Source organism: Corynebacterium sp. UBA4397, assembly GCF_002390965.1.
Taxonomy (GTDB): domain Bacteria; phylum Actinomycetota; class Actinomycetes; order Mycobacteriales; family Mycobacteriaceae; genus Corynebacterium; species Corynebacterium flavescens.
Window position 1 is genome coordinate 23679 of record NZ_DGRD01000042.1, and the last position, 12948, is coordinate 36626.

General features: G+C 61.2%; 10 protein-coding genes. All 10 read left to right on the plus strand.

Annotation, left to right across the window (positions count from 1 at the left end):
* Window positions 1-180: 180 nt before the first annotated feature.
* The 10 genes from aspS to B2696_RS09140 all read left to right on the plus strand — a co-directional run bounded on the left by aspS (window position 181) and on the right by B2696_RS09140 (window position 12853).
* Complete coding sequence (gene aspS, locus B2696_RS09095) at window positions 181-1998, plus strand: aspartate--tRNA ligase (RefSeq protein WP_075729894.1); 1818 nt, start codon at window positions 181-183, stop codon at window positions 1996-1998.
* Window positions 1999-2144: 146 nt separating this feature from the next.
* Window positions 2145-3299, plus strand: a complete 1155-nt coding sequence (locus B2696_RS09100; protein WP_276622321.1) for a phosphotransferase family protein — start codon at window positions 2145-2147, stop codon at window positions 3297-3299.
* Window positions 3300-3313: 14 nt separating this feature from the next.
* Window positions 3314-4696 carry a replication-associated recombination protein A gene (locus B2696_RS09105; protein WP_286955072.1) on the plus strand — a complete coding sequence of 461 codons (1383 nt, stop codon included), beginning with the start codon at window positions 3314-3316 and terminating at the stop codon, window positions 4694-4696.
* Window positions 4697-4844: 148 nt separating this feature from the next.
* Window positions 4845-7538, plus strand: a complete 2694-nt coding sequence (gene alaS, locus B2696_RS09110; RefSeq protein ID WP_286955073.1) for an alanine--tRNA ligase — start codon at window positions 4845-4847, stop codon at window positions 7536-7538.
* Window positions 7539-7663: 125 nt separating this feature from the next.
* A complete protein-coding gene (ruvX, locus tag B2696_RS09115) occupies window positions 7664-8188 on the plus strand; it encodes a Holliday junction resolvase RuvX (RefSeq protein ID WP_286955074.1) in 525 nt (174 codons plus the stop codon).
* Between the two features lie 67 nt (window positions 8189-8255).
* A complete protein-coding gene (locus B2696_RS09120) occupies window positions 8256-9497 on the plus strand; it encodes an endolytic transglycosylase MltG (protein ID WP_286955099.1) in 1242 nt (413 codons plus the stop codon).
* Window positions 9498-9582: 85 nt separating this feature from the next.
* On the plus strand, window positions 9583-10416 hold the full coding sequence (locus B2696_RS09125) for a shikimate dehydrogenase (RefSeq protein ID WP_286955075.1): 834 nt from the start codon (window positions 9583-9585) through the stop codon (window positions 10414-10416).
* A gap of 155 nt (window positions 10417-10571) precedes the next feature.
* Window positions 10572-11039, plus strand: coding sequence for a prepilin peptidase (locus B2696_RS09130; protein ID WP_141255853.1), 468 nt, complete (start codon window positions 10572-10574; stop codon window positions 11037-11039).
* 53 nt (window positions 11040-11092) lie between these two features.
* Complete coding sequence (gene aroC / locus B2696_RS09135) at window positions 11093-12313, plus strand: chorismate synthase (RefSeq protein WP_286955076.1); 1221 nt, start codon at window positions 11093-11095, stop codon at window positions 12311-12313.
* Between the two features lie 3 nt (window positions 12314-12316).
* Window positions 12317-12853, plus strand: a complete 537-nt coding sequence (locus B2696_RS09140) for a shikimate kinase (RefSeq protein ID WP_286955077.1) — start codon at window positions 12317-12319, stop codon at window positions 12851-12853.
* Window positions 12854-12948 lie beyond the last annotated feature (95 nt).

Genomic DNA, 12948 nt, shown 5'->3' on the forward strand with positions numbered 1-12948 from the left:
CCCTTAGGGATAGCTGTTGTGATGCTTGCCTGAGATTATTGCGCCTGATAGTTCCCGCTGCGGGGTGCGGACTGTAGACTTGGGCCGTTCATGTTTTTTAAGCCGCCCTCCGCGCGCGCCGTTTACGCGGGGCGGGGGGTGAGCGTTAAGGCAAAAAATTCAGGAAGGGACTGAACAATAGTGCTGCGCACTCATTTGGCAGGCGAGCTACGCAAGGATCTTGCGGGCGAGACTGTAACTCTGACGGGCTGGGTTTCCCGTCGTCGCGACCACGGTGGCGTTATCTTTATCGATCTGCGCGACCGTTCCGGAATTGCCCAGGTTGTATTCCGTGAATCAGCCGTGGCGGAGCGCGCGCACGATCTGCGTTCCGAATACTGCATCAAGGTAACCGGCGTGGTCGAACCGCGTCCGGAAGGCTCGGAGAACCCGAACCTGCCCTCTGGTGATATCGAGGTCAACGTCGCAGACCTCGAGGTTCTCAACAAGTCTGCAGCACTGCCATTCCAGGTGGATGATCCCGCGGCTTCAGGCGAGGTGGGTGAAGAAACCCGCCTGCGCTACCGCTACCTCGACCTGCGCCGCGCGCGCCAGGCCGCAGCACTGCGCTTGCGTTCCGCAGCTAATCGTGCCGCACGCGAGGTGCTCGATGCCGAGGACTTCACCGAGATCGAGACCCCGACCCTGACGCGTTCCACCCCTGAGGGTGCGCGTGACTTCTTGGTCCCCGCCCGCCTAAAGCCGGGCTCTTGGTACGCACTGCCGCAGTCCCCGCAGCTGTTCAAGCAGCTGCTCATGGTGGCTGGCATGGAGCGCTACTACCAGATCGCTCGCTGCTACCGTGACGAGGACTTCCGCGCTGACCGTCAGCCGGAGTTCACCCAGCTGGACGTCGAGATGTCCTTCGTGGACCAGGATGACATCATCGCCCTCGGCGAGAAGATCTTGGTCGCGCTGTGGAAGCTCATTGGTTACGAGGTTTCCACCCCGATCCCGCGCATGACCTACGCGGATGCCATGAAGTACTACGGCTCTGACAAGCCGGACCTGCGCTTCGACATCAAGATCGTCGAATGCACCGACTTCTTCAAAGACACCACCTTCCGCGTGTTCCAGAACGAGTATGTCGGCGCAGTAGTCATGGAGGGCGGAGCTTCCCAGCCGCGCCGTCAGTTTGATGCCTGGCAGGACTGGGCCAAGCAGCGCGGCGCCAAGGGCCTGGCCTACATTACTGTTGCTGAGGACGGCACCCTCGGCGGTCCAGTGGCCAAGAACATTACCGATGCCGAGCGCGAGGGCATTGCAGCCCACGTGGGCGCGCAGCCCGGTGACGCGATCTTCTTCGCCGCAGGTGATACCCGTTCTTCCCGTGCGCTGCTCGGCGCTGCCCGCGGCGAGATTGCTTCCAAGTTGGGCCTCATCAAGGAAGGGGACTGGGCCTTTACCTGGGTCGTTGACGCGCCGCTCTTCGAGCCGGCCGCTGATGCCACCGCCTCCGGTGACGTAGCCCTGGGCCATTCCAAGTGGACCGCTGTGCACCACGCCTTCACCTCTCCCAAGCCGGAGTGGATGGATACCTTTGATAAGGATCCAGGCTCTGCCACCGCCTATGCTTATGACATTGTCTGCAACGGCAACGAGATTGGTGGCGGTTCCATCCGTATCCACCGTCGTGACGTGCAGGAGCGAGTCTTCGAGGTCATGGGTATCGGCGAGGAAGAGGCGCAGGAGAAGTTCGGCTTCCTCCTCGACGCCTTTGCCTTCGGCGCCCCGCCCCACGGCGGCATCGCCTTTGGCTGGGACCGCATTGTTTCCCTGCTGGGAGGCTTCGAGTCCATCCGTGACGTCATCGCCTTCCCCAAGTCCGGTGGCGGAGTCGATCCGCTTACCGACGCCCCCGCACCGATCCCCGCGGCACAGCGCCGCGAGACCGGCGTGGATTTCAAGCCGGAAAAGAAGAAGGCTGCCAAGCAACCGGAAAAGCAGCCAGAAAAGTAATCGGAGGATGAGCGTAGCCTCCTAGGTTCGCTATATCCGTGGCGCCCAGCGCCTAAATCCCGGTGTTACTAGTGCGAGGAGAAAGAGTGAATTCGGAAGAATCGCTGAGTCAAGACGAGGTCATCAAGGTTGCAGCTGAGCTGCTGATGAGCCGCTATGGTGGCGAGCCTGATATGACCGCAGTCGAAGACCTCGGCGGCTCCGGGCATGCCCTGGTGCTGCGCGTGCGAATTTCTCCGAGCGCCTTCTTGCCGCAGCGCTCCGTCGTCATCAAATACAGCCCGGTTACCGGCCACGCCATTGATGATGCCGCGCTGCTGCGCGAGGTGGTGGCTTACCAGTTCACTACTTCCTTGTCCGAAGATGTTCGTCCGGGGCCGGTTCTGTTGGCCCATGACTTAGATCGCCGGATTCTCGTTCTCAGCGATCTGGGGGAAGGCGATACCCTGGCTGATACCCTCATGAGCGCGAAAGATGAGGAGCGGCTTAAAGTCGTGCGCTCTTTGGGCACGGCCCTGGGGCAGATGCATGCCGGAACTGCTGGGCGTGAGCAGGACTATGATCGGCTCCTTCACCGCCTGCTGCGCCAGTACCCCGACTATGCCGAGCACCAAGCGCTGCGTGATGAGTCGCTGCAGCGCTCCATCCTCATCGGGCGCGATATTCTGCGTGAGGCCGGCTTGGAGGCTCCCGAGCACTTCGTTCGCCTAGCCGAGCACGCCACCTCGACCCTGCGCTCGGGGAGTAACCGGGCCTTTACGCCCTTCGACCTCTCCCCGGATAACATCGTTATCTCCCAGCGTGTGTTCTTCTTGGACTACGAGTGGGCTGGTTTCCGCAACGTCGGTTTCGACGTGGCCTGCGTCATTGCGGGATTCCCGCAGTTCCTCTTCTCGCGGCCCATCTCCAACGAGGAGGCCGATGCCTTCATCAACGCTTGGGTCCGCCAAGTCGTCGAGGTGTGGCCGCGTTTCGGTGATTCGGACTACCTGCATGAGCTAATCGTCGCCTCGCTCATTGGTTGGGCGCTCTCGAGCGTGACCACCATGTATGCGGGCGGCATTGAGGGCGTTGTAGCCCTGGCTCGCGGCGAGGCAGAGATCAACCACGATTCGCAGCACTCCTTGTTGCGCCCAGGGGACTCCGGTCACTTCGAGCCAGAGGAGCTCCTCATCCGGCGTGACCTCTATGAAACTTTCGAGGCTCTAGCCCGCTACGCGGGTCAGTGCGGAAGCGCGGTGTGTACACCCGTGGCCGAATTCGGCACCACGGTGGCCCAGCGCTTGCACGATAAGTCTTAAACGGAGAAGCTTAAGTGGCACAAGACGCACTCTTCGGCCAGAGCTCGCCAGACTCAGCGCAGCCAGGACTGGGCGGAGTGGGCCAAGACCTCTTTCGCACCCACGCCGATTCGCCCCTGGCAGCGCGTATGCGCCCGCGCACGCTCGACGAGGTCGTGGGACAGGATCACCTCTTAGGGCCTGGGCGGCCTTTGCGCAGGCTGGTCGAGGGATCGGGGGAGGCCTCAGTCATTCTCTACGGCCCGCCCGGCACCGGAAAGACCACGATAGCCTCGCTGGTGGCGCGCGCCATGGGACAGAACTTCGTCGGCCTATCGGCCCTAGATTCCGGGGTCAAGCAGGTGCGCGAGGTCATTACGCACGCGCGCCGCGAACTTGTGGCCGGGCGGCGCACGGTCTTATTCATCGATGAGGTGCATCGTTTTTCCAAGAACCAACAGGATGCTTTGCTGGCCGCAGTAGAAAACCGCACTGTGCTCCTCGTGGCGGCCACCACGGAAAACCCTTCCTTCTCGGTGGTCGCGCCGTTGCTGTCACGCTCTTTGTTGCTCCAGCTCAATTCCCTGGGCGAGGAGGACCTCAAGGGGCTTATCCGCCGCGCCGTGGAGGATCCGCGCGGAATTGGCGGGGGCGTCTCCCTTAGCGAGGATGCGCTCGATCAACTGGTATTGCTGGCCGGCGGAGACGCGCGGCGTGCTCTGACCTACCTCGAGGCCGCCGCCGAGGCGGTCGAGGATGGCCAGGAGCTGAGCACGCAGACCATCAAAGACAACGTTAACCGAGCGGTCGTGCGCTATGACCGCGACGGCGACCAGCACTACGATGTCGTCTCCGCCTTCATCAAGTCCATCCGTGGCTCCGACGTCGACGCGGCACTGCACTACTTGGCCCGCATGATCGAGGCGGGAGAGGATCCGCGCTTTATTGCGCGCAGACTCATGGTCCACGCCTCGGAGGACATCGGCATGGCGGATCCCACGGCTTTGCAGGTGGCGGTGGCCGCCGCGCAGGCAGCTCAGCTCATTGGTCTGCCGGAGGCGCGCATCCCGCTGGCCCAGGCCACCATTCACCTGGCCACCGCTCCCAAGTCCAACTCCGTCATCGAGGCAATCTCCGCTGCCCAAGCCGATGTCCAGGCAGGCAAGAGCGGGCACGTCCCGCCGCATCTGCGCGATGGGCACTACGAAGGAGCCAAGAAGCTGGGTAATGCCGTGGACTATGTTTACCCGCATGATGATCCGCGCGGCGTCGTCAGCCAGCAGTACCTGCCGGATTCCCTGGAGGGCGCGCAGTACTACCAGCCCAGCGATCATGGCGCGGAGAAGCGCATCTTTGATTACCTAGGACGCCTGCGCGAGATTATCCGCGGCAAAGGTGCACGCGGGCGCGGCAAATAGCTAGGATTGTCCTCGACTGCGTTTAGCCCACTCTTCAAAGCCTGCTCTTTTAGGCACACTCTTTTTAGCCAGCTTTGCTGACACGAGTAGAGTTGGAGCAGCATTTATTTAGTTCGCAAGCCTTTTTCAACAGTAAGGAAAATAGATCGTGGAGACACATGAGATCCGGGAACGTTTCACCCAGCACTTCGTTAAGGCTGGTCACGAGGCGGTGCCCAGCGCCTCTTTGATCCTGGATGATCCTAACCTGTTGTTCGTCAACGCCGGCATGGTGCCCTTCAAGCCCTACTTCTTGGGGCAGCAGAATCCGCCTTTCCCGAATGGCACTGCCACCTCGATCCAAAAGTGTGTGCGCACCCTCGATATCGAAGAGGTGGGCATTACCACCCGCCACAATACTTTCTTCCAGATGGCCGGAAACTTTTCCTTTGGTCAGTACTTCAAGGAAGGGGCCATCACGCATGCTTGGGCCCTGCTGACCGGCTCGCTGGAGGAGGGTGGCTTTGGCCTCGACCCCCAGCGCCTGTGGGTCACTGTCTACCTCGATGACGATGAGGCCGCCACTATCTGGCACGAAAAGATTGGCGTGCCCAAAGAGCGCATCCAGCGCCTAGGCATGGAGGATAACTACTGGTCCATGGGCATCCCCGGCCCCTGTGGTCCTTGTTCCGAGATCTACTACGACCGTGGCCCGGAGTACGGCGCCGAGGGCGGCCCAGTGGCGGATGACAACCGCTACATGGAGCTGTGGAACCTCGTGTTCATGCAGAATGAGCGCGGCGAGGGCATTGGCAAGGACAACTATGAGATCCTCGGCCCGCTGCCGAAGAAGAACATCGATACCGGCCTGGGCATCGAGCGCGTCGCCTGCATCCTGCAGGGTGTGGATAATGTCTACGAAACGGACCTGCTGCGTCCTGTCATCATCGAGGCGGAAAACCTGACCGGCTCTAAGTACGGTGAAGGAGTTGCCCACGAGGACAACATTCGTTTCCGCGTCATCGCCGATCACTCGCGCACGGGCATGATGCTCATCCTCGACGGTGTTACCCCTGGCAACGAAGGCCGCGGCTACATTTTGCGCCGCCTGCTGCGCCGCATCTCGCGTTCGGCCAAGCTTCTGGGCGCTACTGAACCCACCATGGAGCGTTTCATGAACACCATCATGGACGCCATGACGCCTTCCTACCCGGAGATTGCAGACAACCGCGAGCGCATCATCCGCGTCGCCGTCAACGAGGAGAAGGCATTCCTCAAGACCCTGGAGTCCGGCACCAAGCTTTTTGATGAGGCTGTGGAGGAGCTCAAGGCCACCTCGCGCGCTAAGACGCCGAAGGTTTTGTCCGGTTCCAAGGCCTTCGAGCTGCATGATACCTATGGTTTCCCCATCGACTTGACCCTTGAGATGGCCCATGAGGCGGGCCTCGATGTGGACATGAAGGGCTTCGATGCGGCAATGAACGAGCAGCGCAGCCGTGCCAAGGCCGATAACCGCGCCAAGAAGCACGGGCACACCGATCTCTCCCTCTACCGCGAGTGGGTGGACAATGATCCGACGGTATTCACTGGATATGATGAGCTCAGCTCTGCCTCGAAGGTCATTGGCCTCGTGCGCGACGGTCAGAAGGTCAACGAGGTACACGAGGGCGAGCACGTCGAGGTCATTTTGGATCAATCCCCGCTCTACGCAGAGTCTGGCGGACAGGTCGCAGATCACGGCCGCATCGTGGCAGGGGATACCCTGCTCGAGGTTGGGGACGTGCAGAAGATCGGCAAGCGCCTGTGGGTTCACAAGGCTACCGTGACCTCCGGCGGACTGGACCTAGGTTCCTCCGTCGAGGCCATCGTGGACGAGAAGTGGCGCCACGGCGCTGTCCAGGCGCACTCGGCCACCCACCTCATTCACGCAGCTTTGCGTCAGGTGCTTGGCCCCACCGCAGTCCAGGCAGGTTCCTTGAACCGCCCCGGCTACCTGCGCTTCGACTTCAACTACACCGAGCAGCTCACCCCGCAGCAGCTCCAAGAGATCGCCACGATTACTAACCAGGCAGTAGACGCAGACTTGGAAGTAACCACCATCGAGACCACCCTGGATAAGGCCAAGTCGATGGGCGCCATGGCGCTCTTCGGCGAGAACTATGGCTCGCAGGTCCGTGTCGTCGAGATCGGCGGCCCTTTCTCTATCGAGCTCTGCGGCGGCACCCACGTCAAGCACTCCTCCCAGATTGGCCCCGTTTCCGTCCTGGGAGAGTCCTCCGTGGGCTCCGGCGCGCGCCGCATCGAGGCCTATTCCGGGCTCGATGCCTTCCGTTACTACTCCAAGGAGACCGCTTTGGTGGAGGGCGTGTCGCGAGAGCTGAAAGTGCAGTCGACTGACCTGCCCGAGCGTGTCAGCAGCTTGGCCGAAAAGCTCAAGGCTGCAGAGAAGGAGATTGAGAGCCTGCGCAACGCACAGCTAGCTGCGCGCGCTGCCGAGCTCATCGCTTCTGCTCAGGAAGTCAACGGCTTCAAGGTCGTGGCACTCCAGCTTCCACAGGGCACCGCTGGTGGGGATCTGCGCACCATCGCCACTGATGTGCGCAATCGCCTGCGCGAGCAGGACGCGGTTGTCTTGTTGGGCGCGGTATCTAATGGCAAGTTCCCCTTCATTGCGGCTGCCACCCCGAGCGCGGTTGAGCGCGGGGTCAAGGCGGGCGACATCGTTAAGCAATTCGGCCAGTACGTCGATGGACGCGGTGGTGGCAAGGCGGACATGGCGCAGGGATCGGGCGCGAATGCTGCCGGCGCCGAGAGCGGATTTGCGGCAGTCAAGGATGGCCTATCAAAGCTGGCGGCCCGCTAAGGACAGAAGTTTGTGGGCGGCTGCCCGCGTGAGATGTTAATTAGTGTTGCAATACGTGTTATCTTAAGTTGTTGCCTAAACTTAACCGTCTTGTTATCAATTACAGTCTCTCGCGAAAGGTCACCATGGCGCAGGTTTCACCAGATAGTCCCGGGGTCAATGATCCCGGGGAGGGACGCCGCCTAGCGCTGGACGTGGGGACTGTGCGCATCGGTGTGGCGGTATCTGACCGGGATGCCAAGCTCGCCATGCCCCTAGAAACCGTGGCACGCGAAACCGGGCTGCGTGACTCGGACAAGGGTGACATCGACGCCATCCTGGCGCTCATTGAGCAGTATCAGGTGGTAGAAGTCGTTGTTGGCCTCCCGCGAGACTTGCATGGCAATGGCTCAAAGAGCGTCAAACACGCAAAGGAAATCGCCTTCCGTATAAATAGGCGCCTGAGTCGCGCCGCGAACCCTAACGCGGGCGCAATTCCGGTGCGCATGGCAGATGAGCGGCTGACCACTGTGGTGGCCGCCCAAGCGCTGCGTAGCTCCGGAGTTTCAGAGAAGAAGGGCCGTAGCGTCATTGACCAAGCGGCGGCCGTGGAGATTTTGCAATCGTGGCTGGATGCTCGCCAGCGGATTCTCAACTCGTCCCAGGCCTAGAAAATCAAGCCCCAACCCATAGGAGATCAAGTACGTGAGCCGGAATCAAACCCGCATCGGCAGATCGATGGAACCGAAGTACGTCAAGCGTCGCCAGCGCGGCGTTGCTGTGCTCCTTGCCTCCATCGTGCTCATCGTCGGGGCGCTGGGCTACATCGGCTTCCGACTGTTGGGAGGAGGAAATACCTTGGACTACGAGGGAACCGGTAATGGCGTGACGCAGCTGATCGAGATCCCAGAGGGCTCCTCGATGTCGGAGCTTGCCCCCGACCTCGTGGAGAAGAACGTGGTCAAGACCGCGGAGGCCTTTACATCTGCTGCATCCTCCAACCCCCGAGCCTCTCAGATCGAGCCGGGCTTCTACCGCCTCGAGGAAGAGATGAGTGCCAAGTCCGCCGTGAGCGCTCTGCTCGACAAAGACAACAAGGTTGACTTGCTTGACGTCAAGGGCGGTTCCACCCTTTCCGATGTCAACGTGGTGGGCGGCGATGTCCGCTATGGCATCTACTCCATGATCTCCCAGGTTTCCTGTGGCGATGGGGGTTGCGTCTCCAAGGAGGATTTGGAGAGGGTAGCCGCCGCCGTGGACCCAGCCAAGCTGGGTGCGCCGGAGTGGGCTCTTGATGCCATCCGTGCTCGCGGTGAGGATCCAAAGCGCCTCGAGGGGCTCATCGCCCCCGGCCAGTACGTGATTAACCCGAACATGAGCGCTGAGGAAATCCTCACCGATCTGATCACCCGCTCCACCAAGCGCTACAACGACACCAACATCGTCGATCGCGCGAAGGCTATCAACCTCAGCCCCTATCAGCTGCTTTCCGCGGCCTCCCTCATTGAGCGCGAGGCGCCCGCAGGGGAGTTCAACAAGGTGGCCCGCGTCATCCTGAACCGCTTGGCCGAGCCAATGCGTCTCGAGTTCGACTCCACCGTCAACTACGGCCTGCCCGATGTGGAGCTGGCCACCACAGACGAGGCACGCGCCGAGGTCACCCCGTGGAATACCTACGCCAAGGAGGGACTGCCGGATACGCCAATCGCCTCGCCTTCTGAGGAAGCCATCCTGGCCATGGAGAATCCGGCGGAGGGCAATTGGAAGTTCTTCGTCACCGTCGACCAGCAGGGCACCACGGTATTCACCGATAACTACGATGATCACCTCGCCCGCGTGGATGATGCCATCAACTCCGGTATCCTCAACTCCCAGCGCGGCAACCCCGACCAAGGTGCCGCCGGCGGCACTCCTCTCGACGAGCAGGACCCAGCTGCCGGCGAAGCACCAGCACCGGCTGCGGAGAACCCGGCACCCTAAAGTTAAGTCGCGGCTGGCACTTTCTGGGCTGTGCCTCCGTGCTGGCCCAGTATTGGCATTCGAGTATTAGGAGATTTCATCCACCATGCCTCGCGCAGCAGTTCTTGGTTCACCCATCGAGCATTCTCTCTCGCCGCTCTTGCATAATGCTGGCTATGCGGCCTTGGGGTTGGGGGATTGGTCCTATACCCGCTTTGAGGTGACGGATGAAACCCTGCCGAAGTTTCTAGAGCAAGCCCCAGAGGACTTTCGTGGTTTCTCAGTGACGATGCCCGGCAAGTTCGCGGCCCTCGCGCTTGGCGATGTCGCCACTGATCGCGCTCGCCTCATCGGCTCAGCCAATACCTTGGTGCGCACACCGCAGGGCTGGCTCGCTGATAACACGGACGCCGACGGGGTGCTTGGTGCCCTAGGTGAACTTCTCGGAGATGCCTCCATTGAGCACGCCACCATCATTGGCGCTGGCGGCACGGCCCGCCCGGCGCTGTGGGGGCTGGCACGCTATGGCGCGAAGGCGGTCACCGTGCTCAACCGTAGTGACCGCCTCCAGGAATTGGAACCGTTGGCAGCTATTCTGGGCGTGGAGCTGCGTGGCATGAGCTTCGATGATGATTCAGCAGAGTTGGCGCGCTTGTCGCGTTCTTCCGATGTGGTGGTATCCACGGTTCCCTCGCGGGCGCTGGAAGGGCATCTTCCGGAACTATCCCATGCGCCAGTATTTGACGTTATTTATGATCCCTGGCCCACCCCGCTTACTATCTTCGCGGCCGCCGACGGCTACAGGACTGTCGGAGGGCAGGTCATGCTCGCGCACCAAGCCTTTAGCCAATTCGAGCTTTTTACCGGACAGGCAGCGCCGCGCGAGGCCATGTTTGCCGCTCTCAACGCCGAGCTAGCGCTGCGCGGCGGCATGAAGTAGAGAGAAATACACCATTTAGAGTGCTACGGCGCGCGGCCCATCTCCCTTGGCGCTAGCCTGCTTAATTCATGGGGCAGACATCGTATTTGGGGCAAAGACTACAGCTGAGTGGGGGATTAGCCGGGCTAGAGCCGGTGCCTCAAGTGGCACCGATGATGCTGTCAGCCCTGGTGGTCTTGATCTCGTGCTGGGCTTTAGCCTTGTGCTGGTGGGACCTGCGCCATCGGCGTTTGCCAGACATACTGACCATTCCGGCGGGGGCGGCGTCCTTGTTCTTCCTAGTCTTAGCTCCGCATTTACTTTCTTTCGAGCAGGCTTTTCCAGCTCTTGTTCTTTCAGGTCTTATCTGGCCGGTGCTGTATTTGGCTTTGGCAATCACTAGAGGCGGCATAGGAGGCGGAGACATAAAACTGGCGCTGCCGCTGGGGATCACCTGTGCGGTCTGCGGAGGAGCGCTGGCGGTACTCGGTGCGATAGTCGTTGCGGCGCTGTGGACTTTGGTTCACGCCGCCTTTCTTAGCGCTCGGGGCTCTAGGCGCCCTCCCGCGCACGGTCCGGGGATGCTGCTGGGTAGCGCCATTGCGTCTGGCTGGGCACCCTTTTGGGCACCCTTTATGGTGTGATTAGGCTCCAATCGGGGGCCACATGCCTCGCCTTAAGTGACGCTCGTGCGATAATGACGGGCATGCTTCGTTGGACTACTGCAGGTGAATCCCACGGCCAAGCGCTCATCGCCATGATTGAGCGTATGCCGGCGGGCGTTCCCATCACTAAGGATGACATCGCGCTTCAGCTTTCGCGTCGCCGCCTCGGCTACGGCCGCGGAGCCCGGATGAAGTTTGAAGCGGATGAGTTGACCCTGCTCACCGGCATTCGGCATGGGCTCACCCTGGGAAGCCCTATCGCCATCATGATTGGTAATACCGAGTGGCCAAAATGGACTACTGTCATGTCCCCGGATCCGCTCGATCCACAGGATGGCGAGGCAGCGAAAGCCATGTCCTCCGGGCGGGGTGCGGCGCTTACCCGTCCTCGCCCCGGCCACGCCGACTTCGCCGGAATGATCAAGTATGACCACAGCGAGGCCCGCCCGGTGCTGGAGCGTTCCTCCGCGCGTGAGACGGCCGCTCGTGTTGCTGCAGCAACGCTGGCCCGTAACTTCCTGCGTGAGACGCTGGGCGTGGAGGTATTCTCCCACGTGATTTCCATCGGTGCTTCTGAGCCCTATTCTGGCCCTGACCCCAGTTTTGAGGATCTGGGCGGCATCGATGAGTCACCAGTGCGCGCCTTTTCCACAGAGTCGGAGAAGGAGATGATCGCTGAGATCGAGGCAGCGAAGAAGCAGGGCGATACCCTCGGTGGGGTGGTCGAGGTCATCGTTGAGGGCCTACCCATCGGCCTAGGCTCTCACGTTTCCGGCGAGGATCGCCTTGATGCCCAGCTAGCCGGGGCCCTCATGGGGATCCAAGCTATTAAAGGCGTGGAAATTGGGGACGGTTTTGCGGAGGCGCGGCGCCGCGGCACCGAGGCTCACGATGAGATAGTGCGCACCGCCCACGGCGTCGAGCGGCTTAGCAATCGCGCCGGCGGGCTCGAGGGCGGCATGACTAATGGCCAGCCGCTGCGCGTGCGTGCTGCTATGAAGCCCATCTCCACCGTTCCACGCGCACTGAAGACCGTGGATATGGACAGCGGTGCTGCCGCTTCGGCCATTCACCAGCGCTCGGATGTGTGCGCGGTACCAGCTGCCGGCGTCGTCGCTGAGGCCATGGTGGCCTTGGTTCTTGCCCGCGCGGTACTAGAAAAGTTTGGCAGTGACAGTCTCTCGGAGACTTCCCGCAATATCTCCACCTACAATGACTATGTTTCCCAGCGTTTGGACTTTGACGAGGAGTAAGCAATGACAACACCCGTTGCCGTCACCGGAAACCCCCGACCGCGCATCGTCTTGGTCGGTCCCCCTGGGGCGGGCAAGTCGACCATCGGCCTGCGTCTTGCGCACGCGCTGAACTGCGAGTTGGTTGATTCGGATGATCTCGTCGCCGCAGAATATGGCAAGAGCTGTGGCGAGGTTTTCGCCGAGCTAGGGGAGCCGAAGTTCCGTGAAGTTGAAGCCCGCATTGTAGCCCAGGCACTTGAAAGCAAAGGCGTAGTCAGCCTCGGTGGAGGAGCGGTGCTCAGCGAAGCAACGCGTGAGCTCTTAGATCGTCACACGGTGATCTATCTTGAGATCACTGCTGAGGAGGGCGCCAGCCGCACGGCGGGGGATGATTCACGGCCGGTGCTTCAGTCTGCAGATCCCATAGGCCATTACCGCACTCTCCTCGAAGCGCGGCGCCCGCTCTATACGGAAGTGGCGGACTTTAAGATCCGCACTGGCTCCCGCTCCCCGCAGCAGGTGGTGGGAGAGGTCTTGAGTTTTATGGAGACCCTGTAGTACTTCTCTGGGGCCTTAAGTCACAAAGCCCTTACTCTATGTAAAGCCGGATATAAGTCAGCTAAAAGCCAGCTATAAGCCACTGAAGGAAAGTT

Excerpts from the sequence above, each read along its gene's own strand:
- B2696_RS09100 (WP_276622321.1), top strand. The coding sequence starts at position 2,145 with ATGAGCCGCTATGGTGGCGAGCCTGATATGACCGCAGTCGAAGACCTC.
- ruvX (WP_286955074.1), top strand. The coding sequence starts at position 7,664 with ATGGCGCAGGTTTCACCAGATAGTCCCGGGGTCAATGATCCCGGGGAG.
- B2696_RS09120 (WP_286955099.1), top strand. The coding sequence starts at position 8,256 with ATGGAACCGAAGTACGTCAAGCGTCGCCAGCGCGGCGTTGCTGTGCTC.
- B2696_RS09125 (WP_286955075.1), top strand. The coding sequence starts at position 9,583 with ATGCCTCGCGCAGCAGTTCTTGGTTCACCCATCGAGCATTCTCTCTCG.
- B2696_RS09130 (WP_141255853.1), top strand. The coding sequence starts at position 10,572 with ATGCTGTCAGCCCTGGTGGTCTTGATCTCGTGCTGGGCTTTAGCCTTG.
- aroC (WP_286955076.1), top strand. The coding sequence starts at position 11,093 with ATGACGGGCATGCTTCGTTGGACTACTGCAGGTGAATCCCACGGCCAA.
- B2696_RS09140 (WP_286955077.1), top strand. The coding sequence starts at position 12,317 with ATGACAACACCCGTTGCCGTCACCGGAAACCCCCGACCGCGCATCGTC.